Origin of the sequence: Microcoleus sp. Z1_A1 (assembly GCF_036700305.1) — a bacterium.
In the GTDB taxonomy this organism is placed as follows: Bacteria; Cyanobacteriota; Cyanobacteriia; order Cyanobacteriales; family Microcoleaceae; genus Microcoleus.
In genome coordinates this window covers 1-22767 of sequence record NZ_JAUBOR010000043.1, presented here as the reverse complement: position 1 = coordinate 22767, position 22767 = coordinate 1, and the positions used below count along the sequence as shown (strand labels likewise).

The 22767-nt window shown below is 45.2% G+C and carries 18 protein-coding genes and 1 pseudogene; 10 read left to right on the top strand and 9 right to left on the bottom strand.

From position 1 onward, the window contains the following. Positions 1–431: 431 nt before the first annotated feature. The 5 genes from QT973_RS22090 to QT973_RS22070 all read right to left on the bottom strand — a co-directional run bounded on the left by QT973_RS22090 (position 432) and on the right by QT973_RS22070 (position 6718). A complete protein-coding gene (locus QT973_RS22090; RefSeq protein ID WP_333052846.1) occupies positions 432–1490 on the bottom strand; it encodes a potassium channel protein in 1059 nt (352 codons plus the stop codon). A gap of 362 nt (positions 1491–1852) precedes the next feature. Further along, on the bottom strand, positions 1853–4780 hold the full coding sequence (locus tag QT973_RS22085; RefSeq protein WP_333392174.1) for an AAA-like domain-containing protein: 2928 nt from the start codon (positions 4778–4780) through the stop codon (positions 1853–1855). Between the two features lie 19 nt (positions 4781–4799). Continuing rightward, positions 4800–5318: a type IV pilin-like G/H family protein gene (locus tag QT973_RS22080; RefSeq protein WP_333052844.1), complete on the bottom strand. Its 519-nt coding sequence runs from the start codon at positions 5316–5318 to the stop codon at positions 4800–4802. 116 nt (positions 5319–5434) lie between these two features. Continuing rightward, a complete protein-coding gene (locus tag QT973_RS22075; protein ID WP_333052843.1) occupies positions 5435–5995 on the bottom strand; it encodes an SPFH domain-containing protein in 561 nt (186 codons plus the stop codon). A 177-nt stretch (positions 5996–6172) separates the two neighbouring features. After that, a complete protein-coding gene (locus QT973_RS22070) occupies positions 6173–6718 on the bottom strand; it encodes an NfeD family protein (RefSeq protein ID WP_333052842.1) in 546 nt (181 codons plus the stop codon). Positions 6719–6893: 175 nt separating this feature from the next. Here QT973_RS22070 and QT973_RS22065 point away from each other — a divergent pair, with 175 nt between their 5' ends. The 3 genes from QT973_RS22065 to QT973_RS22055 all read left to right on the top strand — a co-directional run bounded on the left by QT973_RS22065 (position 6894) and on the right by QT973_RS22055 (position 11270). After that, entirely contained in the window at positions 6894–8666 is a 1773-nt protein-coding gene (locus QT973_RS22065; protein ID WP_333211938.1) for an AAA-like domain-containing protein, read from the top strand. 434 nt (positions 8667–9100) lie between these two features. Further along, on the top strand, positions 9101–9664 hold the full coding sequence (locus QT973_RS22060) for a hypothetical protein (protein WP_333211940.1): 564 nt from the start codon (positions 9101–9103) through the stop codon (positions 9662–9664). A gap of 505 nt (positions 9665–10169) precedes the next feature. After that, the gene (locus tag QT973_RS22055) at positions 10170–11270 is read left to right on the top strand and encodes an iron-containing redox enzyme family protein (RefSeq protein ID WP_333052838.1); all 1101 of its coding nucleotides are present in this window, start codon (positions 10170–10172) and stop codon (positions 11268–11270) included. A 180-nt stretch (positions 11271–11450) separates the two neighbouring features. On the opposite strand, the gene QT973_RS22050 is transcribed toward QT973_RS22055, so the two are convergent. After that, entirely contained in the window at positions 11451–12170 is a 720-nt protein-coding gene (locus QT973_RS22050) for an SAM-dependent methyltransferase (RefSeq protein WP_333270099.1), read from the bottom strand. A 248-nt stretch (positions 12171–12418) separates the two neighbouring features. Between QT973_RS22050 and QT973_RS22045 the strand changes: the two genes are divergently transcribed. Continuing rightward, entirely contained in the window at positions 12419–13051 is a 633-nt protein-coding gene (locus QT973_RS22045; protein ID WP_333052835.1) for a hypothetical protein, read from the top strand. Between the two features lie 374 nt (positions 13052–13425). After that, positions 13426–13845: pseudogene (locus QT973_RS22040) on the top strand (DUF4142 domain-containing protein); the annotation flags it as partial. Between the two features lie 171 nt (positions 13846–14016). Here the strand turns inward: QT973_RS22040 and QT973_RS22035 are convergent. Then, complete coding sequence (locus QT973_RS22035) at positions 14017–14385, bottom strand: Lin0512 family protein (protein WP_333052834.1); 369 nt, start codon at positions 14383–14385, stop codon at positions 14017–14019. 286 nt (positions 14386–14671) lie between these two features. Between QT973_RS22035 and QT973_RS22030 the strand changes: the two genes are divergently transcribed. After that, on the top strand, positions 14672–15586 hold the full coding sequence (locus QT973_RS22030) for a branched-chain amino acid transaminase (protein WP_333052831.1): 915 nt from the start codon (positions 14672–14674) through the stop codon (positions 15584–15586). 164 nt (positions 15587–15750) lie between these two features. Continuing rightward, the gene (locus tag QT973_RS22025; RefSeq protein WP_333052830.1) at positions 15751–16035 is read left to right on the top strand and encodes a tetratricopeptide repeat protein; all 285 of its coding nucleotides are present in this window, start codon (positions 15751–15753) and stop codon (positions 16033–16035) included. A 22-nt stretch (positions 16036–16057) separates the two neighbouring features. Here QT973_RS22025 and fghA read toward each other — a convergent pair whose 3' ends face one another. Together fghA and QT973_RS22015 are read right to left on the bottom strand one after the other, a co-directional pair. After that, positions 16058–16912, bottom strand: coding sequence for an S-formylglutathione hydrolase (gene fghA / locus QT973_RS22020; protein ID WP_333211947.1), 855 nt, complete (start codon positions 16910–16912; stop codon positions 16058–16060). Positions 16913–17049: 137 nt separating this feature from the next. After that, positions 17050–18159: an S-(hydroxymethyl)glutathione dehydrogenase/class III alcohol dehydrogenase gene (locus QT973_RS22015; protein WP_333052929.1), complete on the bottom strand. Its 1110-nt coding sequence runs from the start codon at positions 18157–18159 to the stop codon at positions 17050–17052. A 218-nt stretch (positions 18160–18377) separates the two neighbouring features. On the opposite strand from QT973_RS22015, the gene QT973_RS22010 reads away from it, so the two are divergent. From QT973_RS22010 to sppA, 3 genes are all read left to right on the top strand, one after another. Further along, positions 18378–19061 carry an SDR family NAD(P)-dependent oxidoreductase gene (locus tag QT973_RS22010; protein ID WP_333052826.1) on the top strand — a complete coding sequence of 228 codons (684 nt, stop codon included), beginning with the start codon at positions 18378–18380 and terminating at the stop codon, positions 19059–19061. A gap of 145 nt (positions 19062–19206) precedes the next feature. Next, positions 19207–20256, top strand: coding sequence for a type 2 isopentenyl-diphosphate Delta-isomerase (gene fni / locus QT973_RS22005; RefSeq protein ID WP_333052824.1), 1050 nt, complete (start codon positions 19207–19209; stop codon positions 20254–20256). Positions 20257–20504: 248 nt separating this feature from the next. Continuing rightward, complete coding sequence (gene sppA / locus QT973_RS22000; RefSeq protein WP_333052823.1) at positions 20505–22325, top strand: signal peptide peptidase SppA; 1821 nt, start codon at positions 20505–20507, stop codon at positions 22323–22325. Positions 22326–22767 lie beyond the last annotated feature (442 nt).

Genomic DNA, 22767 nt, shown 5'->3' with positions numbered 1-22767 from the left:
TAGTCTATGACTGAGCTCAAACTGTGATCAAAACGCAGTTTAACTGCTCAAAAATGCTCTCGGCGCCGAGAGCATTTTTATTTTCCCTAAATCCTTGTGTGGTGGAGATTATGAATTTTTTTAATCATATCGTTTCCGGTTGCATCGGTATTGTTCAAATGTCCAAACAGTGAGTTGTCATATCAATTCCGGTTTTATCGGAATGATGAAACCGCAGAGGACACAGAGGATACAGAGAAAGGGAAGAGAGAGATGAATACAGGACGATGCCAACGGATTTGATATCATATCGTTTCCGGTTGCATTTGAATAATAAAATTGAGTCAACATTTAACACTCAACCATTGAGTTTTTCGACCCAGAGTCAACAGTCAACAGTCAACAGTCAACAGTCAACAGTCAACAGCCAACAGTACAAACCTGACATCGTATTACTTTGGGGGCCGGGGGAGGCGAAAACTCAGGGGACTGAGGATTTGATTGAGAGTTCGCAGTTGTTCGGCGGTGCCCAAACAAATCAGCATATCTCCTCCTTCGATCGCAGTTTCTCCGGTAGGCCCGACAATCAAAGTCCCGTCAGCGCGCCGCACTGCTAAAACCAAGGCCCCCGATTGCGATCGCAACTTGGCATTTCTCAAAGTTTCCCCAACGTAGACACAACTATTGGGATCGACCAAAAATTCCTCCATGTAAAAAGAACTCTCGGTGCCGGTCAAAACACCGTCTAAAAAATCCATAACTTGAGGCCGCAAAGCCGCCGCCGCCATGCGTTTTCCCCCGGTAATGTAGGGGGATACGACGGCATCGGCGCCGCCCCGCTGCAACTTCTTTACGGCTTCTTCTGTGGTGGCGCGGGCGATCGCCCGTACTTTCGGATTCAGAGTTTTCGCTGACATGACAGTGTATAAATTCTCGGCATCCGAAGGCAAAGCTGCTACTATGCAAATTGCGCGATCGATCCCCACACTCAGCAAAATTTCGTCCAGAGTCGCGTCTCCTTGGACAGCCGTGTACCCCAGTGCCAAGGCTGCCTCAACCGACTGTACCGCCGAATCTATGACCACAAAAGGAATATTTTCGGCCTGAAATTCCAAGCCAATCTGGCGGCCAGTGCGCCCAAAACCGCAGAGAATGTAATGCCCGATCAAAGAATCTACCAATCGTCGCTGCTGCCTAATTCTTGCTCCTTCTTGAAAATATCCTTCAATCAGTGCTTCTGTAAAGCGGTTGACGATGAAACCAATCACAATCACGCCCATCAAAATCAGGCATATGGTAAACATTCGCCCGCGTTGACCGAGGGGCTGAAGTTCACCGTAGCCGACAGTGGCTAGGGTAAATACTGTCATGTAAGCGGCATCGAGCAAAGACCATTTTTCCACCTGCCAATACCAGAGAGTACCTGTGCAGAAAATGCCGCCCAGGGCGATGACTCCGCCCGTTAAGTCTTTTTGCAGGCGCTGGTACTTTTGTTCTAGAGTTGAATACACCGATCGGGCTTACCTATTACCTATTAGCTGCTACTAATTTTAACGATATCAGCCCTAGACGCAGGGGCGGTCAATCGATTTTAGATTTTAGATTTTAGATTTTAGATTTTAGAGGCGACCCCACGGATAAATGCGGGGGGTTGAGGATTTTCGATTTGGGATTGACTTGCGCGAGATAAATCACGTGGCGGGTACCACCTTTGAAAATCTTGGTCAAAAAGCCAGTTTCTGCCTAGATACTTTGCTGCCAAACTCAACATTTTGACCGAAAGCATCCAGGATACAAGCCACCGAATTTATCTCGCGCAAGTCAATGCTTCAATTCTTTAATCTAAAATCTAAAATCTAAAATCTAAAATCGATTAACCCGGTTTTTTTTGCGTGAGTTCCGACTGAGTTCCAATCCCGTCGCAGAGGTGGCGATTGCTGGGATAGGCGATCGGATTTGTCTGAAAATAATTGCGGGCTCCATCGCAACCCTGCTGCAACAAATCGTCAAGATTAAAATTCCACAGCATCACCGTACCGTCAGCGCTAGCAGTAGCGATCGCTTTGCCGTCTGGACTAAAACTCGCACTCCAAACAGCATCCTTGTTACCTTTTAAAGTTTTGAGCAATGTACCGTCAATGTTCCACAGCCTCACCATTTTGTCTGTGCTTGCAGATAGCAACATTTGACTGTCGGGACTAAAGCTGATATTAGTCACTCCACTTGTATGCTTTAAAATACTTAGCGGTGTGCCGTCTTTGCTCCAAATTCTCGCAGTTCCCCCAGCACTTGCAGTCGCCAGCATTGCTCCATCTGGACTGAAAGCTACACTCATTATTTTATCACTTTCAATCTGTAAAGTTCGGAGCAATTTGATATCGGAGCTTGCTTCAATTGACTGCTGTTTTTGCAACTTTTCCACAATCTTTCTCAAACTCCAAAGTTTAACAGTGCCATCAGTGCCAGCCGCAGCAATTATCTGACCGTCGGGGCTAAAACTCGCGCTGGTTATCCAACCTCGCTCGACTTTTAAACTTGACAATTCTTCACCGTTGATTTTCCATAGCTTAACTGTTCCATCGGCACTTGCTGAAGCAATAATTTTACCATCTGGACTCAAACAGACGCTTGTTATTTGACCGCTGTGTGCTTTTATATCATGAATTAACTTGCCATCTTTTTGCCAAATTTTGAGAGTTTGGTCGTCGCTTGCAGAGACAATTATCTGACCGCTAGCATTGAAAACTGCCCTGATAATTTTATCAGTATGCCCTGTCAATGTTGCTTGCAAAGTTCCATTAGTTTGCCAAAGCTTGATATAATTATCATCGGTAGCAGTCACAATTGTTTGACTGTCGGGACTGAAACTCGCGAAAGCAAGGGTACTGGCTTGACTCTGCAAGCGGCGGCGTTCCCGAAAGTTGTAAACTGCCTGTTCTAGGGCGATCGCCACTCGCATCTGAATATCTGAACTCACTCCGAGCGATCGTTTCATTTCTGTAACAGCTCTGATGCTTTCTAGCAAAGCTTCTTCTTTTTTATCCGCAGCAAATAGCGTTTCTGATAGCAAACTGAGAGTGAGAATTTTGTTGTTTCTTTCTTCGATTGACGGTTTTACCCAAAAAGTTACTATCAGGATTGATATTAATATGACTGCGGAGCCGGTAACTGTTTGCACTCTCAGTTGTTGCTCGCGCCAAAGTTTAGCTGCAATCACTTTTTTCTGCTTTTGTGCTTCGCTTAGTTCCTCTAGTAACTTTTTTTCGCGGCGCAGTTGTTCCATTTCAGCTTGAGTTTGTTTTTCGCGATCGCGCAATTTGGCAAACTCCGCTTCTTGACTTGCACCTAAAAATTGATAATCTTGGGTATTCAAGCTTTTATTTGCCGCCCACTGTCGGGCATCTTCCAGTGCTTGACCGCGCAACAAGCGAGATTCGTCTTGACAATTGGTAGCTATCCATGCTGTTAGGGATTCAGCATAGGGGCGCAAGTCGCCGAGCGCTTTTTCTACCCAGTCATGGCTGAATATAGCTGCGTAAATGCGGTTGGATACGGTTAATTTTCCGGCTCGTTTTACTACTAATCCGCTCAGCCGCAATTCTGTTTGTTCGGGAGTATCATCGGCGCAGATCCCCCCTGCCCCCCTTAATAAGGGGGGTTCTGAAGGTTGCTGATTTCCACTCAGTTGCTGTTCGGTTTGTTCGGGAGTATCATCGGCGCAGATCCCCCCTGCCCCCCTTAACAAGGGTAATTCTGGCATTTTCTCCCCCCTTATTAAGGGGGGTTGGGGGGGATCGCAGGGTGGCAATATTTTTTGATATAGTCCTAATAACCTACTGGCGCGGTGCGGACTTCTGAGAAGGCGATCGCGAATTGTTTTGATGTGTACTGGTTCATCGGACGATTCCCAATTATCAATAATATGAGATTGCACTATCTCGCTAATTAATAATTGATTTATAGTAATATTTTTAGTTTTGCTTTCATCCGTGGAATCTGATATAATAGAAGCAGACGCTAATTTTTTTAAATGGTGTAGAATCAGCTTGCAAAGCTTTTGAGTCAGAAATGGCTGCCCTCCAGTCCAGTCCAAAATCTCTTTTAAAACCTCTTGAGGATTCTCTACTTTTCCCTCAAATCCCTTTGCTAAAGGCAGAGCTTCTTGTAAGTTAAAACCGTGCAATTCAATAGGTAAACCGATATTGAAGGGCGTGCGAGTTGCATCGCTAATTAAATCCGATGGGGTAGCTACTCCCAGCAAAGCAAATGTAATGCGCTGGTATTCTGAATTGTGAGCGCGTTTATTGTAGCAACATCTAATTAATGCAAAAAAATCGTCTAGCGGTTCTTGGAAACTCAGAACGCTATCAATTTCATCAATAAAAATGACCAGGTTTTGAGAAATTTTGACCAGCAGCAATTCTTCAATTAACTCTCCTAAGCGCTGCACCGGCGACATCAACTCTCTCTCCCGCCACCAAGCCATAAACTCGACTGGGTTAAACAGGTTGAAGCTGCACAAGAGTTTGTAAGCGACGCCGCCGTACCACTTATCTAGAGAGACTTGCTGGTTGCCAATGTCCGAAAGGTCGATCGTAGCACAAGCAATGCCATCAGCCGAGAGTTTTTGTACAGTTCGCACTAGCAAACTAGATTTGCCCATTTGTCGGGAATTGAGCACGTAACAAAACTCTCCGGCTTTGAGGGCTTGATAAAGTTCTGAGTCAGCTTGTCGCACTACATAAGTAGGTGCATTTTGCGGGAGACTGCCACCGATTTGATATTGGTAATCGACTGTCATGATCTAGCCTCTAGTTAGATTATCTGGTCATTTGTGTTGTGCCTGTGCTACAAGCAAGTTTACCATTTTCATAGGTGGGTTCCGCTGGTTTAATTGTACCGGGAGAATCAGCTTCGCACAATATGGACGTTGTAGTTCTTTCCTCTTTAGCAGCATTTGGATTAAATTTTTTAGCAGGAACTAGAAAAACACCACCGACATAACTTTTTAAGTCGTTTTGCTTTGCTAATGCATAATTAAATGCTGCTTTTTTACTGACACGAATTGAATATTTGAAACTTATTGTCTCTGTTTTAATGCCAAGTCCTAAAGCATCAACAGAAGTAGCAAAAGCACTTTTTTCTATAAATAGGCTTGTCTGTGCGCGGTTCATTGAGCGAACATAATGTGTTACTTCCAATGTCCTAATCTTATTCCTGCTAGCAAGAAATGTTGGCAGAGCGATCGCGCCAATTACTCCAATGCCCATTAAAAGCAATAAGCAGCCGCAACCTTGATAAGTTGAATTGTTAATACTTGATTTTTGATGTTTAGTCATGATATCCTCTCCTTAAATGGTATATACAATGCGAATTATAGTCGGCGAGGCACAGCCTCTGGATCTGCGTTACCAGGAAGAGCCTGGTAACAATGAAAATGAGGAAATACTAATCTTTAAGCTCGCAGCTTTTGTACCTCTTTCCTGTCAATGGATGTGGGCTGAATCACTTTACTGCCGATCGCAAAATCGCGCAATTCCACTCTCGTAAACTTCACACCCCAAGGATCTGTCGTTGTATCCAACTCCTCGACTAAAGCATTATTAATCTCATGTCGAGCCGTGTAGAGTTCCTCAACAGATAATTTAGCAAGGTGAGTCCGAATTGAAAGAATCAGCATATTTAACATCGCTTCCTTGAGATTCTGCACTTTGTAGGAAGCTTTTTCTAAGTCAATGATTCGCCAGTACACAATAAAATCAACGGTGACGGCAACCCGATCGCGCGTCGTGCATTCTTGCGGTGACAGCCTTAAAATTTGCTCGCGCAGAGTTTGTTTATAGGCGACTTGTTCGACAAAGGGAATCAAAAAGGTTATACCCGGTTCGAGTTTCTTGCGATCGTACTTTCCGAAAATTTCGACTAACGCCTCATCTCCTTGACGGACGATTTTTACGCTGCTGGCTAAGGATACTCCGGTGATTGCAAACAAAATCGTCAAAAAATAGTGATACATAGTGAATCTCCTGCTAATTTTAAGCTGTGAACTAAAGATGATAGGATTTGCACATTGGGATTTAGAAACCGGGTTTTTTACGAAAATATTTCGTTAGAGCCCGCAGATTCGGTAAAAAACCCGGTTTCTCAACACAGCGTGCGTAATTCCTGAATGAATTGAGGTTAGTGCCAAGGTTTAGCCGTTGATGTGAATTAATCTGTCAGGTACAACAATCAACGTGTTTCCTTCGCGGCGCAAAACATAAACTTTTTGTCGGGGTGCGATCGCCCCTTGGGAATCTTCATTGCGAGCTTTCCAGGAAGCCCCTTCATAAATCACCATTCCGGTTTCTCCGGGGAAAATTTCGGAGATTGTTGTCGCTTCCGTGGCTTCGGGAATGACAAACTTTTTGCGAACAATGAAAATCGGTCGAATCCAGATGCTCAGCGCGAGGGCTATCCCCATCCAGTAGAAGATTTGCCAGTCAAAATCTTCATACATTATGTTCGCCCAACTAAACTCAAATGCTACAGATCCTCTCCACAAAATAAATGATTCAATTACAGCCGAAGCTCCCATCATTAGCAGGTAAAATCTGTATTTTTGGGGCTGAGTTTTGATGATTAATAGCTCCATCGCACTAAGCACAACTCCGAGCAGTAACCAGAATAGGGGCGGGGTGAAGGCGAAACCTGGTTGATTAGTGGCTGAGGCCAGCGACCAAATTAGGATAGAATACACAATGCTTTTACCTCGTTGCGATGGGATTCAACCTTGTTATTTCTAATCTAATCAGGCGGCTATTTGAGTTGGCGACTGAGTTATTTGAAAAATCATCGACTTTTCATCGACTTTTCATCGACTTTAGGGGCGGTTGGCATTTATGATGGTTTCAGTGTTTTGATTGTGATAAGCAATGCCACGATCGCTAAGGGTGCGCGAAGAGTGCATTCGCGCAGTTAAATCCTGTCTCCTGAGAAATGGCTTTCCCAGTCAGAAAATTCTGGCTGAGGATTTAGGGATGGCCCAATCTACAGTCAGCCATTTTCTGAATGGCAAACCTGTGGATTATGCCAATTTCATCGAAATTTGTCGCGGATTGGGGCAGGAATGGCGCGATATAGCCGATTTTGAGGCGAATTCAGAGCCAGAGGAGGTAGTGCTGGTGAGGGCCAAAGTGGCGATCGTCTTCGAGGGCTTAGCCAACGCCCTCACCACCTCACACAAAACCCTTTCTCAGCAGTTACACCAAGCTTTGAGTGCGGGAGGCCACGAAGTCTTTTTTATTAACAACAGCAGCGACTCAGCCTCATATTTAAAGCGTTGCGATTATTTGCTGCTGCTGATTTCCGAAGAATCGGCCGCTAGCGAAATGGTATTGGAACAAGTGCAGCTAGCCAAAGAATTGCACAATTTAACTGGTCATAAACCCGCAATTTTACCGATTATAGTTGAATTAAATACACCGCTTTCCTTTGATTTACTTAGCTATTTAGCAGGAATTCAGCCCTGGCTGTGGCGCGGTGTTGGCGACTCATTTAAGTTATTATCACAAATTTTAACCATTATCAAAGAAGGTCGCACATCGTTAACTGCCGACCATGAATTGGCTGTAGAATGGCAAGTAATTACTAGCACCAAACAGTCAATAAGTCAACCCCTGCCAGCCGCGCCGCCAGAATTGCCGGGAGGACAAGTTGAACTCACTTCTTGTTTTTATATCGATCGCCCTCCGATCGAATCCCGCTGTTACGAGACGATCGCCCAACCGGGAGCCCTGATCCGTATAAAAGCACCCAGACAAATGGGCAAAACTTCCTTGATGGCAAGGATTTTGCATCATGCCGAACTGCAAGGTTCTCGCACGGTAGCGCTGAGTTTTCAGCTAGCAAATAGGAAAATATTTGCTAATTCAGATACATTTTTGCAGTGGTTTTGTGCTAGCATCGGTCAAGAGTTAGGAATGCTGGAGCAGTTGCCCAAGTGTTGGGAATTAGCCGATTTGATTGGCAGCAATCAGTGCTGCAAGGCTTATTTTGAACAGTATTTACTGTCAGAATCTTCAAGTCCTCTGACGTTAGGCCTGGATGAGAGCGATCGCCTATTTGAATCACCGGAAATTGCCGACGACTTCTTTGGGTTATTGCGAGCTTTGCACGAAGAAGCAAAACGGCGCGATATTTGGAAAAAGTTTCGTTTGATTGTGGTGCATTCCACAGAAGTTTATATCCCGCTGGATGTGAATAAATCGCCGTTTAATGTAGGGTTGCCCATTGATTTGCCTGAGTTTAATTCGCAGCAAGTGCAAGATTTGGCTAAACGGCACGGATTGAATTGGAGTGGGAATGAAGTTGGAGAAGTGATGGGGTTAGTGGGCGGAAATCCTTATTTAGTGCGCCTAGGAATGTATCATATTTCCCGTCAAGATGTGACTTTAGATCGGTTAGTGAAAGAATCTGCAACTGAAGCGGGAATTTATAGCGATCATTTGCGGCGGCATTTATGGAATTTAGAGAAATACTCGGAATTAATGGAGGCGATGAGAGAGATTGTGAGTGTTTCCCAGCCAGTTAGATTGAGGTCTGAATTGGGGTTTAAGTTAAATAGTATGGGGTTGGTGAAATTGGATGGAAATCATTGCATTCCGAGATGTCGGTTGTATCAGGAGTATTTTGGCGATCGGCTATAAGCCCAGAGAAACCGGGTTTCTGACAAAAAACATTGGGTTTATTGCAAAGTCTTGGCCACAAACCCGGTTTCTAACCCTGCTATAACTCCAGAGAAACCGGGTTTCTGAGCAAAAATCTCAGGTTGATTGCAAAGTCTTGGCCAGAAACCCGGTTTCTGTCACAGGTCTGCGTTGCGTAACTCCTGGAAAAGTCGATGAGAAGTCGATGAGAACTCACTCAAGTTCTCAAATAGCCACCTGATTTAATAGAGACATCGAGCGAAAAAGATGAGACTATGAGAAACTTACACCGTCTTGAATTCACCGCTGACAGAAAAGCTCGCAAAGCCAACACACCCAATATTTCCTCTGTGATAGTAAGCCTACTTATTTCTGGGTTCACTATATTTTTTACAATTTCTTATTTTCCAGTTTTGCCAAAAATTAATTTGCCAATGACGTTCCTGGATTTGGGATTTTTAATTTTACCTGCTACTTTCATAGCAGCGATCGCTACTAGGAAGTTGGTACGAGATATTAAAAACCTGTGGCGAAATTACAGCAGACTAGCTTTATGTCAGACATCGATCCTTTTTTCTAGTTTATTGCTTCTGATGATTGGATTCAACCAGGCTTTATACCACGAGAATCCAGTGAATAACTTTAATGCTTATGTCAAACACCGAGAAGAAATCGTCGCTCTAATTCATTCAGGGCAATTAAAAGGAGAGAAACAAAGTTCAACAGACGATTATAATCGGGGAATAAAAATTAGTTTACCTGAAAAATTTAAAGGGCTGTCGCGGGGAGGAGAAGTCAGGGCGATCGCAAAGGGCGGAGTGCTGGAAGTTATCTTTATTCATAGCACTATGGGATTCGGAGACGGAACTCGCTATTTCATCTATCGCTCAGACAGCGATGAACGGAAAATTTCCTTTTTTATACGTAAACAAAAACATCCTTTCGTGAACCTCAAAAAATTAAAAAATCGATGGTTTTATTTGGCGCTCTCCTACTGACAAAAAATTAATACGCTTACTCGTCTGAAAACCGCTCATGTAAAACATTCTGTCTAGAAGCAGAATGTTTGCGATTGCTTCACGCAGTGAACAATGACAAGAACGGGGGTTGTAAACCCGGATATAGTATAAATATCGACATTAATGAGAATCTCATGTTACCTGAAATTATCAAATAAGATTAAGGATATTAGCCTGAATGTTGTTGTCCTTTCAGGAGGTATCAAAGCGTGGCGGCAAGCAGTGCCGGCTCCAAAAGATGCTCAGATATTAGCTCCAATTACTTTGGGGAGTTTGATAAAGTCTCCGTCAGTCACCCTGCTTTCGGAATGAATCGGGGCAGTTGTGACCAATTAGATTTTTGTCAAATCTCTATCAATAGAAAGGTGTATCGTGCTGACAGATTAGCTATCTTCAAGAAAAGTAGCCATAATCCTCAGCAATCAGCAACGGTTGGCTGTTTGGGCAGGCACCACAATAATTAGAGTTAGCATAACTTTATTCCATGCAAAACACCCTAGAGATACTTCCTTCTTCCGACTCGCCGAGTCTTCCCAAAAAGCAGCCCGCACTTCCAAATTACGAAGCAGCCGATCGCCAATTTGTCAATTTGCTAGAAGTCGAGGATTTAGACAAGACGGTGGCGACAAAACCGTTACTTGTCAGCGATTTTGAAAGCGCGATCGCCTATGCAATTCAAGCAGCTTACCAACAGGAACCGGGCGATGAGGCCGCTCACCGCTTCTTGCAGCGCATACTTTACCGCATCAACCGCCTCAACTTGTTTTGGTACGACGATTTGCGCCGCTACAATAACGAGCGATCGCACTATTTGCGTTCCGTGCGCGATCGCATTGAGGAACCTTGGCAGCAGTGGGAAATCGCACAAATCGACGTTGCAGCGCTGCAAAAATTGCCGGATGTCAAGCAAGCGCTGCGCGATCGCGCGGCCGCCGATGTCGATCCTCCGCTAACTGAGCTCGATCGCTACCAGCGGGAACAGATGACTGAAGAGGGATACAAACACCTACTGGCGATCGCCTCCTTCGACGGTTTAGTGGAAGCCAGCCGTGTTTCTCGCATCATCGGCGGTGCCGGCAACGAAATTCAGTGCACCCTTACGCGAGTGCTGATCGAAGAATACGGCGGCGGTCGCCTCCCGCGCAAGCACTCGACCTTTTTTGCTCAAATGCTGGCAGAATTCGATATGAGTACGGAACCGGAAGCGTACTTCGATTTAGTGCCTTGGGAAGTGCTCGCAAGTATTAATCACAACTTCCTGCTGACGGAACGCAAGCGCCATTTTCTGCGCTATAACGGCGGACTCACATATTTTGAGGTGGCGGGGCCTGTGGCTTACCGCAATTATCTAGCCGCCGCCCAGCGTTTGGGCCTCTCGCACGCTGCGATGGGTTATTGGGAACTCCACATCAAAGAAGATGAACGTCATGGCCGGTGGATGTTGGATGAAGTGGCGATCCCGCTGGTTGATAGATACCCGCAGGAGGCTTGGGAACTGGTGTTGGGGTACGATCAGGAGAAGTCGATCGGCGATCGGGCTGCTGCTGCTGTGGTGCGATCGATCCAAGCGGCAGAACGGAATTAACAGCTATATCCTAGGGTGGGTCAGAGACTGATGCACCCTAGATTGTGCACCGTTCTCAATAAGCCTTTTAGGAACAGGCAAGATGCCTGTTCCACAAGAAATACACTCTTTGTGGAACAGACATCTTGCCTGTTGCTGACCATGGTGGAACAGGCATCTTGCACCTACCAGGCCTGTATTTTAAAATGCTGTCATTAACTGAATTAGCTCGATCGACAAATCTCTGGGCGACTTTTGGTGCTTCTTAAACAAAACTCCAGCCAGCAGATAGATATTTTCCGAATAAAAAGCCATTCCCTGTTCTCTGAGAGTGGCGATCGCGCTTTTCACCTTCGGTTCCGAGCTATAATAGCCAAAATTTAAAGGTGCAATTTCAAAATTCGCAACCGAGTAGCCTCGATCCAAGGCATAATCGATCAAACCCACAGGATTAGAATAGCTAGAAACCATCAGCAAAACTTCATCGCAGCCCAAAGATAAAAGTTTTTTAGCAATTGTCGAACCATCACTCCCGCCGTGCAACAGAGGCTGGTAAATCTTATCATCCACCGCCGGCAAGTAAGGGGGATTTGAGATGACACAATCCGCCGACTCGTATAAAGGCGAATCAAAAAAAGAGCAATTGTTGACGGTGTATCGTTCGCTCAGTTCATATTGCTTAATTTGAGACTGAGCAATTTTCCAAGCTACATTATTTAGCTCAAATCCCTGTATCGTCCCATCAAAATCACTTCTCAGCAAAGACTTAATAACCGGACTTCCCTCTCCTGAACCAAACTCTACGATAAATCGATAATTGTCACTAGCATTTAACACTAAACTTTCCAAGCAGTGCGCGTAAAAATCCGATTCTTCCGGGCAGTGGAATACCTGTTTGAGAGGATGCGATGAAGTGAGCATAAATTCTGTAACAAAGTTAACTATTTTAAAATTATCGAATCAGTAATATTCCAGCCATCTGTCGCAAGAGCTATTTAATCAACTTGTGCAATCTATCTCTTCCTGTTTTACCTGGTGCGATCGAATAACTATTACTGCAGGCAGATTCTCCAATTAACTAGATTAATCCGATTGACAGATTGCAATTAGAGCGATTGCTGCTGAGATAGTACCTAAGCAAATAATTGTAAATTTTAATAGTTTCAGATATGACCTTTTTTAATTGTTCAGTTCCGCCTCTGCGCCGGAAACAGCTTAACATCGAGGTTCCGGAGTTAGAAGGGCTTTGGCAGGTTCAGTTTCCCCTTGGCAAAGATCGATTTTATTCACAATTTTATACTTGTCTCGATCGAACTTGCTTGCTGTGGAGCTTGCTGTTAATACCCATGTTCGGCACAGCACAATTTTTTTCGGTGAGTTGGATGCTGCAAGCCGGTTTGTGGTCAGCGCTCAGCCTCGTAGGTACAGCCGCAATGGTAAGCATGACATACTCTTGGGTCAAAATAGAACGCCTGCTTTGGGTGCTTTACGGTTGGGTAATACTAATGTTATTAGGATTGCTGCTGACCGATTTAGCAATTTTTCTCAGTTGGGGAAAAGTATTGGCGAATCTCTGTCCCCTGTGGTTGGGAATGAGCGGAATAGGGTATTTGGGGACTGGATTTGCAGTGCGATCGCGCGCGCTTTTAGCCGCAAGTTTACTTCACCTGGTGGGAATTTTGATTTTGCCTTACACGGGCGGTTGGTCTTTCCTATTTACGGGAACCGTAATGGTATTTAGCTTGCTGGTTTTAGCCGAATTGCAATGGGATATGCGCCAGCCGATTAACAGGCTCGATTAACTTGTGTACCACCGCGATTCCAACAGCTATCAACGTAAAGCATTAATCACAAGTGATGAGTAGATTGCTAATGACTGATGAGATCATGCCCGCTAGAATAACGTCACTGCAATTGGTTGGTAGTGAGGATTCTTCCTTATCATCAAAAGTTGAGGAATGAAGCCCTCACTACACAGCTAATAGGGGTTATGTTAGCGGACACGATATAGCAATCCTCGCATCAGTTGTACAAATATGTAGGGGTAGTGCTAAGAGTGCCTACCCCCCACGGATCGGGGCAACCACGGGGGGTTTGCCCTACAAAAATTACACAATTCATTTAGGATTGCTATAGCGAAACTTCGCCTAATTCTCTCAGCAGCCAAGACAAAAACTTTGCCATGCAAGCAGGTCAAATTGGTATGATGGAAGTGCAGCTCGGCAAGTTAGCCGTGGAGCGCGGTTCTAGTGCTAGTGTGAAACAATACGGGCAAGAAATGGTTGAGGAACACACCCAGGCTAATGAAGAATTGATGCAGTTAGCAATGCAAAAAGAGGTAAAACTGCCAACCGAAATGAGTACCCAGAACAAAGCTTTGATGGAGCGACTTTCGGGACTCTCTGGTACAAGTTTTGACAGGGCTTATAAGCAGGCTATGATCGACAGCCACAATCAGGCTATTGCTTTGTTTCAAGCTCAATCTCAACAGGGACAAGATCCCGAATTGAAGGCTTGGGCAACCCAAAAGTTGCCGAACCTTCAGGCGCACTTGCAAATGGTTAACCAAATGTTGGCAGATACCAGTCAGCCGTAATATCAGGTAGAGGAGGTAGAGTCCGATCGCCTAAAAGCCGATCGCACTCTACTTTTCCTAATTCGAGACTTAGCCTAAATTAATCATTTTTTTACACACAGGCGTTCGATCGCCCGATCGCGGAAACAAGCAAGTGCGATCTGGCGATTTATTCAAAGAACACCAAATTAATTAGTCCTCAGTTTCGACAAAAACAGTCACAGCCGCCACAGCGATTAGCATTTCATCATTTTTATCATTCAGAGAGGCGATCGCCCTTCCTGGCACAATCATGCCTCCTTGCTCCACAATCAGAGTTTTGCTGCCAAAAGGCAGCACCGCCAACACCTCCTCGGCGCGCACTTGTTCCGGGTAAGGAACAGCCACCTTTACCTCAACAATCATCTGATTCGGGTCGCTCAAACCAGCCACTTCCCAGACGCCTAGGAGAGCATTGTGGGCGATCGCATTTCGTACAGCCCTTGCACAGGCTACAGTCGGTTCCTGCCCGTGCTGGTCTATACCCATCCCCATCTCAATGATGAAACATTTACGTGCCATAGTTGCCCCTTGGTTGATTTTTATTTTTAGTTGATCGCAGTTTTTCCCAAAACAATTATCAACCAAAATGACCGCACTTTATATTATTTTATCGATTCCTCGAATAACACAATAATCATCTCATTTAATCAAAAAAAGGTAACTTTTGACCAGAGCCAAACTGATATCAAATCAGTCCTTGTAAATCTAAAATCTAAAATCTAAAATCTAAAGTGGTATAACTTATGGTAATATAACCAAATTCAGCTTTCCTCGCGGACTGCCAAACTCATCGCCAGCTTGAATCATGGATAGTTTTCTACCAATTGCCTACTTTCAAAACCAATTTCTCCCATTTACCGACGCCAAAATTTCCATAGCCACCCACGCACTGCACTACGGAACCGGAGTTTTAGGCGGGTTGCGGGGAATTCCAGACCCCCAAAATGCCGATCGAATATTGCTATTTAGATTAGACCGCCACTGTCAAAGATTAAGTCAAAGTGCCCGCTTCCTCAACTGCGATTTACCAGCCAGCAAAATCCAACAAATAATTATTGATTTTGTCCAGAAAAACCAACCAACAAAATCATTTTATATCCGCCCTTTTATCTACACATCCAGTTTAGGAATTGCCCCCCGACTGCACAACGTAGAAACCGACTTTTTTGTCTACGGATTAGAACTTTCCGACTATTTGCCCAAAGAAGGAGTCAACTGTAGAATTAGCTCTTGGTACCGCCAAGAAGACCGCAGTTTGCCCTTAAGAGGTAAAATTAGCGGCGCCTACATCACCTCAGCTTTAGCCAAAACCGAAGCAGTAGAATCCGGCTTCGACGAAGCAATTATGATGAACACTCAGGGAAAAGTCAGCGAAGCTTCAGGGATGAACATATTTGTCGCCAGAAACGGTAAATTAGTTACTCCCGGTTTCGAGCAAGATATTCTCGAAGGAATTACCAGAGACAGCGTAATCACAATCGCCAGAGACTTAGGAATTGAAGTCATAGAAAGACCCGTTGATAGATCAGAACTGTTGATTGCAGACGAAATTTTCCTCTGCGGAACCGCAGCCAAAATTACGCCAATTAAGCGAGTAGAAAACTATCACTTGCCCAAAAACCGACCCATCACCGAAAAGATTTTGGACAAACTAACCGGGATTATCGAAAATCGCGACAGCAATTATAAAGACTGGGTATTTCCGATTGATCTTAATTAACCGTTTGTAGTGAGGAGTTCAGTCCTTCTTTTAAGGACTAAATTCCTCACTACAAACCATCAACGGGACTGCCGTGTCCTTACACCCGTCTGCTCTATTTCATCGGCTTAAAAACTTCTATATCGACGCTCCAGAATTAACTACATCGATAATTAAGAAATGCTATGGAAGCTCGAGAATTTTACGAACAAGGATTCGACCTCGGTCGCAGGGGGCTGTACGAGGAAGCAGTTGCAGCTTTTACTCAAGCAATAAATCTCAATCCTGACTTTGTAGAAGCTTACATGATTCGTGCTACAGCTCGAAGTGGAACAGGAGATTTACAGGGGGGAATTGAAGATTTTGAGAAAGCTATGGATATCTACAGGTCTAGAGGACAATCGCAAATAGCTGATATGCTTTTAGTCCCCTGGAGTGCGCTGCACAATGAAATTAGGTTTAAGGACTAAAGTCCTTACTACAAACTAAAGTTCACTCACACAAAGCAGCCGCGTGAAATTGAATATGATCCTCGATAAAACTAGCTATAAAATAATAGCTGTGATCGTAACCTTCCTGCATCCTTAAATTCAGGGGCTGTCCCGCTTTTGCACAAGCTTCCGCGAACACTTCCGGCAACAACTGCCCATCAGCAAGAAACGAATCAGCCGTGCCGCAGTCAATCAGAATCGGACGGTTGTATTGCGCCTCAAGCACCAATTCGCTAGCATCCCAAGCCCTCCAAATCTCTTTGTCGCTGCCGAGGTAGTTTGCAAAAGCTTTTTGTCCCCAAGGGCAGCGCATTGGCGCGGAAATCGGCGCAAAAGCGGAAACTGAAAGATAGCGAGATCCATTTTTCAACGCACAAATTAAAGCCCCGTGTCCGCCCATCGAATGACCGAAAATTCCTTGTTTTTCCGGTATCGCCGGAAAATTGTCGGCGATTAAATTCGGCAATTCATCAACCACATAACTGTACATTCGATAGTGAGCATTCCAAGGTGCGGCTTTCGCATCAACATAAAAACCTGCACCACTTCCTAAATCCCAATCGTCATCTTCCCCAGGGATGCCTGTATTGCGCGGGCTTGTGTCGGGCGCAACCAGCATTAACCCGTATTTGGCCGCAAATTGTTGCGCCCCCGCTTTTGCCATAAAGTTCTCTTCTGTGCAGGTTAAACCTGATAGAAAATACAGGACGGGTACGGGTTGAGATAAAGCTTGCGGCGGCTGATAAACTGCGAATTTCATCTCGCTGTTGCAGGTTGAGGATTGATGGCTGTAAAAGCCGAGTTTGCCACGGAAACTTTTCTGTTCTTTGTGCAGTTTTAGGGAGTCTGATATCATGTTAATTCTATTTCATTTTTGAATTAGATTTTTTTTAACCGCAGAGGGCGCAGAGGGCGCAGAGGAAGAGAGAAGAGAGAAGTTATGTTGGGTGCGCGGAAGAGTACCTTCTTCCTTCTTCCTTCTTCCTTTTTCCTTCAAAATGTCAAAACTGTGCGAATTACTTCGCCTTTGTGCATTAAATCAAAGGCTTCATTGATTTTGTCGATCGGCATTACCTGAGTTACCAGACTGTCAATATCAATTTTACCGTCCATGTACCAATCCACAATCTTAGGCACATCAGTTCGGCCTTTTGCGCCACCAAAAGCCGTCCCTTTCCAAACCCTACCAGTTACTAGCTGAAACGGGCGGGTGCTAATTTCTTGACCGGCTCCCGCTACCCCGACAATTACGCTCACGCCCCAACCTTTGTGGCAGCATTCTAAAGCTTGGCGCATCACATTAATGTTGCCGATACATTCAAAACTGTAATCAGCGCCGCCTTTGGTTAAATCTACTAAATAAGGCACTAAATCGCCTTCGACTTCGCGGGGATTGACAAAGTGAGTCATGCCGAATTTTTCCGCCATCTCTCGCTTGTCGGGGTTCAAGTCTACGCCGACAATCATGTTAGCTCCCACCATGCGAGCTGCTTGAATTACATTCAAACCCACGCCGCCCAAACCGAAAACTACCACATTAGATCCCGGCTCTACTTTCGCAGTATTGATGACAGCGCCGATGCCAGTTGTTACGCCGCAGCCGATTAAACAAACTTTATCAAAAGGAGCATCTTCGCGAATTTTGGCTACCGCAATTTCTGGCAATACTGTATAATTAGCAAAGGTAGAAGTTCCCATGTAATGGTATAGTTTCTGCCCATCTATGGAAAATCGGCTCGTGCCGTCGGGCATCACTCCCTGGCCTTGAGTCAGGCGAATTGCTTGACAGAGGTTAGTTTTGCGGCTCAAACAATATTCGCAGTTGCGACATTCGGGAATGTAGAGAGGAATTACCCGATCGCCCACTTTGACACTCGTGACTCCCGGCCCAACTTCTGCGACAATCCCGGCTCCCTCGTGGCCTAAAATAGCCGGAAACAAGCCTTCTGGATCGGCACCGGAAAGAGTGTAAGCGTCAGTGTGACAAACACCCGTGGCTTTAATTTCCACCAGCACCTCTCCAGCCCTCGGCCCATCTAGATCAACCGTTTCAATGCTCAAAGGTTTGCCGGCACTGCGAGCAACTGCTGCTTTTACTTTCATGCTTTCTCCCTGCGATCGATTTGTCAATTCACCAGTCATTCGATTTTAGATTTTAGATTTTAGATTTTGGATTGACTTGCGCGAGATTAATTCGGGGGACGCAAGGATTTTAGATTTTGGATTGACTTGCGCGAGATAAATCACGTGGCGGGTACCACATGAAGAAATTCTTGGTCAAGATGTATTGTATTACTTAATGTCAAACTTGGAGCAAATCTATGACAAAATTAATTGTAATTACCGGAGTCAGTCGCGGTCTAGGTCTTGCCATGACCGAAAAGTTTATTGAATTGGGACATACAGTTGTGGGATGCGCCCGTTCTTCCGAAGCGGTGGAAAAACTCCGACAAAAATATAGTGCGCCCCACCATTTTACTTGTTTGGATGTCACCAACGACGATCGAGTAAAAGCTTGGGCCACAGAAATGCTGGCAAAAAATGCTCCCCCAGATTTGTTAATTAATAATGCAGGCGTAGCTAATCATCTCGCGCCTCTTTGGAATATCAGCAACGAAGAATTTTCTCAGGTAATTGATGTTAACATTAAAGGTACAGCTAATGTAATTCGTCACTTTGTCCCGGCAATGATTGCTCGAAAAAGTGGCATAATTGTCAACTTTAGTTCTGGTTGGGGAAGGTCAACTTCGCCGGAAGTCGCTCCCTATTGCGCTTCCAAGTGGGCAATAGAAGGACTTACGCGATCGCTCGCTCAAGAATTGCCCGCAGGTATGGCAGCATTTCCTTTGAATCCGGGGATAATTCACACCGATATGCTAGACATTTGTTTCGGAGAAGATGCGGCAAATTACCCATCAGTCAAAGCATGGGTGCAAAAAGCAGTTCCTTTTTTACTCAAGTTGAAAGCTTCAGATAACGGAATGCCGCTGACTGTTCCTGGATAATACAACAACCCTTACAGGATTTGCGAACCTCTCTCCTTTCTTCTCCTCTGTGCCCTCTGCGCTCTCTGCGGTTCATAAAAAAAAATCAAAAATGAAATAAAATTGCTATATTCCCAAATCACAACTCTTTCCCCAAATAGCCACAGTGAACTTGCCGCTAACCTCCCCCTCGCAAACCGAAACCCGCAAAGCAGACCACCTGCGGATTTGCCTCGAAGAAGACGTACAATTTCGCGAAACTACCAGTGGCCTCGAACGCTACCGTTTTGAACACTGCTGTTTGCCAGAACTCGATCGCACTGAAATAGATTTAACCTCCACATTTCTCAACAAAAAACTAGCCGTTCCCCTGCTAATTTCCTCAATGACCGGCGGCACAGAATTAGCCCAGACAATCAATTATCGCCTCGCCGATGTCGCGCAAGAATACAAACTAGCAATGGGAGTCGGTTCCCAGCGAATTGTTGTAGAAAATCCTCAACTCGCTCCTACATTTGCCGTCCGCCGCCGCGCTCCAGATATTCTGTTATTTGCAAATATCGGAGCCGTTCAATTAAACTACAATTACGGTTTGGAACAGTGCCAAAAAATCATTGATATTCTCGAAGCAGATGCCCTAATTTTGCACCTCAATCCGCTGCAAGAGTGCGTCCAAACCGAAGGCGATACTAACTTTAAAGGACTGCTAGATAAAATTGCCAAATTGTGCGATAAATTACCAGTACCAGTTATTGCTAAAGAAGTCGGCAACGGTATTTCAGGAAAAATGGCAAAGAAATTGCTCGCCGCCGGGGTAGGTGCGATCGACATTGCCGGGGCCGGAGGCACTTCTTGGGCGAAAATAGAAGGAGAGCGAGCTAAAGATGGCAAGCAGCGCAGGTTGGGCGCAACCTTTGCCGACTGGGGAATACCGACAGCCGAGTGCATTGTCAGCACCCGCGCCGTAGCGCCGGATGTTCCTCTGATTGCCTCTGGAGGCTTGCAGAATGGGTTGGATGCAGCGAAGGCTCTCGCCCTTGGCGCGGATATTGCGGGACTGGCGCGGCCGTTTCTACAAGCTGCAGCGGAATCGGAATCCGCCGCAGCCCTTCTAGCTGAGGTTTTAATTGCAGAAATCGCCACCGTGATGTTCTGTACGGGCTGCGGTAATTTGGATGAGCTAAAACATTCTGGGGTTTTGGAAAGGTTAAGATAAAAGTGAGTCAGCAGTCAAAAGTCATTAGTCAGCAGTCAAAAGTCATTAGCTAATAACTACGACAGAGGATAATTGCTAAATCCTAGTTGCAGGAATTACCCATAAGATCGTTTCCGCTGGCATCGGAAAAATATCATTCCGATTGCAGTGCGAGCGGGACGCTCGTCTCGGTATCATTCCACTCTCACCGGATATACTCTAACTAATGACTATTGACTATTGACTAATAACTAATTACCAATTATCTAATGAAAGATTTCCTCAAATATACCTGTGCAAGTTTACTGGGAACCTTCCTAGGATTGTTGCTGCTGGGCAGCATCGGATTGGGGGGACTGGTACTACTAATTGCTCTGGCGGCATCGTCGTCTAAAGATTCAGGCCCGCAAGTTAAAGATAAGTCTGTATTGGTATTAGACCTTTCTTTAAATATTACCGACAGCAAACCGAGCCGCAGCACTAGCGCGGCGATTGAAGAAGTGCTTTCGGAAGATTCCGGCGATACAGTGACGCTGCGGACTGTTTTAGACACGATCGAATATGCGAAAAAAGACCCGAAAATCGTTGGCCTTTATCTTGAAGGCAGCTCAAATTCGAGCAGCAGCGGGTTTGCCAATCTCAAAGAAGTTCGATCGGCCTTGCAGCGTTTCCGAGATGCCAAAAAACCCATTTTTGCTTACCAGATGGACTGGAATGAGCGAGATTATTACCTCGGTTCCGTTGCTAATACAATTGCCGTAAATCCTTACGGCGCTTTGGAAATCAACGGTTTTAGCAGTCAGGCAATGTTTCTCACTGGTGCTTTGGAAAAATACGGCGTGGGAGTGCAAGTCACTCGCGTCGGCAAATACAAGTCAGCCGTTGAGCCGTTTTTGCTGACAAAAATGAGTCCCGAAAATCGCCAGCAAACTCAAAAGTTGCTCGGAGATATGTGGGGAGAATACCTGAAAACTGTCGCCCCAAGTCGCAAAGTGACTGTGCCGCAACTGCAAGCGCTTGCAGATAAGGGCGGAATTTTGATGGCTGACGAAGCTCTCAAAAACAAGTTAGTTGATAAAGTTGTATACTTTGACGAAGTATCGACAGAACTCAAAAAACTCACAGGAACCGATCGCGAAAACAAATCTTTCAAGCAAATTAGTTTGAAAAACTACGCGAGAATTGCTGAAAATAAAAACTCAACTCGCGCTGACAAGAAAAACCAAGTTGCTATACTTTACGCTGAAGGAGAGATTGTAGACGGCGAAGGGGGCCCGACTCAAGTAGGAGGCGATCGCATCGCTCAAGCAATGCGGAAAATCCGAGAAGATGACGACGTAAAAGCCGTAGTTTTGCGCGTCAACAGTCCCGGAGGCAGCGCGACGGGGGCCGAAGTAATTGCACGCGAAGTAATGCTGACGGGGAAAAAGAAACCAGTTATTGTTTCAATGGGCAATTTAGCAGCATCCGGTGGCTATTGGATTTCGATGGGTTCCAACCGCATTTTTGCCGAACCGAATACGATTACCGGTTCGATAGGCGTTTTTGGAATGCGGTTCAACGCCGAAAAGTTGGCTGCTAACAACGGCCTGACTTGGGACGTGGTGAAAACCGCCCGCTTTGCAGATATTAACACGGTTTCCCGCCCGAAAAATCCTCAAGAATTGGCGAATATTCAGAGGAGAGTCGATAGCATTTACGATCGATTTATTACTAAAGTCGCCACCGCCCGCAAACTGCCGAAAAACCAGGTACAAGAAATTGCTCAAGGCAGGGTGTGGTCTGGTACGGCCGCGAAACAGTTGGGTTTAGTGGATGAAATTGGCGGTCTTGAAGATGCTGTCAGAGAGGCTGCTAAGCAAGCTAAACTAGGCGACGATTGGAAGGTGGAAGAATATCCAAAACGCCGCACTTTGGAGGAGCGAATTTTGGAAAGACTTTCAGGCGTTCACGTTTTGAAACCAGCCGCCAAACTCGACCCGCTAACGGCCGAATTTAAGAAAATGCAAGAGGAATTGGCTGCGATCAAGTCGATGAACGACCCGCAGGGGATTTACGTTCGCTTGCCTTTCAATTTGCGGATTGATTAATTAATGCCAAATCCGGGATTTTTACCCCTTTATTCTTCACTCCCCCTCTGTGCGGACGAAAGTTTTGCTCTTGAACCGTTGCAAGCGCTGAGTCCGATCGGGGTTTTTAACCCGGATTTGGTAAAAGTAGGCTGACAAGCGAATTTCTTGATGGTACCCGCCACGTGATTTATCCGTGGAATCAATCCAAAATCGAAAATCGAAAATCACTTATTGCCCCCGCATTTATCCGTGGGGTCGCCTCTAAAATCTAAAATCTAAAATCTAAAATCGCGCAATCGATTGACCCGGATTTGGTAAAAGTAGGCTGACAAGCGAATTTCTTGATGGTACCCGCCACGTGATTTATCCGTGGAATCAATCCAAAATCGAAAATCGAAAATCACTTATTGCCCCCGCATTTATCCGTGGGGTCGCCTCTAAAATCTAAAATCTAAAATCT

Bases quoted from the DNA above. Each gene is read 5' to 3' on its own strand.
- QT973_RS22085 (WP_333392174.1), bottom strand. From the start codon at position 4,780: ATGACAGTCGATTACCAATATCAAATCGGTGGCAGTCTCCCGCAAAAT.
- QT973_RS22080 (WP_333052844.1), bottom strand. From the start codon at position 5,318: ATGACTAAACATCAAAAATCAAGTATTAACAATTCAACTTATCAAGGT.
- QT973_RS22075 (WP_333052843.1), bottom strand. From the start codon at position 5,995: ATGTATCACTATTTTTTGACGATTTTGTTTGCAATCACCGGAGTATCC.
- QT973_RS22065 (WP_333211938.1), top strand. From the start codon at position 6,894: ATGCCACGATCGCTAAGGGTGCGCGAAGAGTGCATTCGCGCAGTTAAA.
- QT973_RS22060 (WP_333211940.1), top strand. From the start codon at position 9,101: ATGACGTTCCTGGATTTGGGATTTTTAATTTTACCTGCTACTTTCATA.
- QT973_RS22055 (WP_333052838.1), top strand. From the start codon at position 10,170: ATGCAAAACACCCTAGAGATACTTCCTTCTTCCGACTCGCCGAGTCTT.
- QT973_RS22050 (WP_333270099.1), bottom strand. From the start codon at position 12,170: ATGCTCACTTCATCGCATCCTCTCAAACAGGTATTCCACTGCCCGGAA.
- QT973_RS22045 (WP_333052835.1), top strand. From the start codon at position 12,419: ATGACCTTTTTTAATTGTTCAGTTCCGCCTCTGCGCCGGAAACAGCTT.
- QT973_RS22035 (WP_333052834.1), bottom strand. From the start codon at position 14,385: ATGGCACGTAAATGTTTCATCATTGAGATGGGGATGGGTATAGACCAG.
- QT973_RS22030 (WP_333052831.1), top strand. From the start codon at position 14,672: ATGGATAGTTTTCTACCAATTGCCTACTTTCAAAACCAATTTCTCCCA.
- QT973_RS22025 (WP_333052830.1), top strand. From the start codon at position 15,751: ATGGAAGCTCGAGAATTTTACGAACAAGGATTCGACCTCGGTCGCAGG.
- fghA (WP_333211947.1), bottom strand. From the start codon at position 16,912: ATGATATCAGACTCCCTAAAACTGCACAAAGAACAGAAAAGTTTCCGT.
- QT973_RS22015 (WP_333052929.1), bottom strand. From the start codon at position 18,159: ATGAAAGTAAAAGCAGCAGTTGCTCGCAGTGCCGGCAAACCTTTGAGC.
- QT973_RS22010 (WP_333052826.1), top strand. From the start codon at position 18,378: ATGACAAAATTAATTGTAATTACCGGAGTCAGTCGCGGTCTAGGTCTT.
- sppA (WP_333052823.1), top strand. From the start codon at position 20,505: ATGAAAGATTTCCTCAAATATACCTGTGCAAGTTTACTGGGAACCTTC.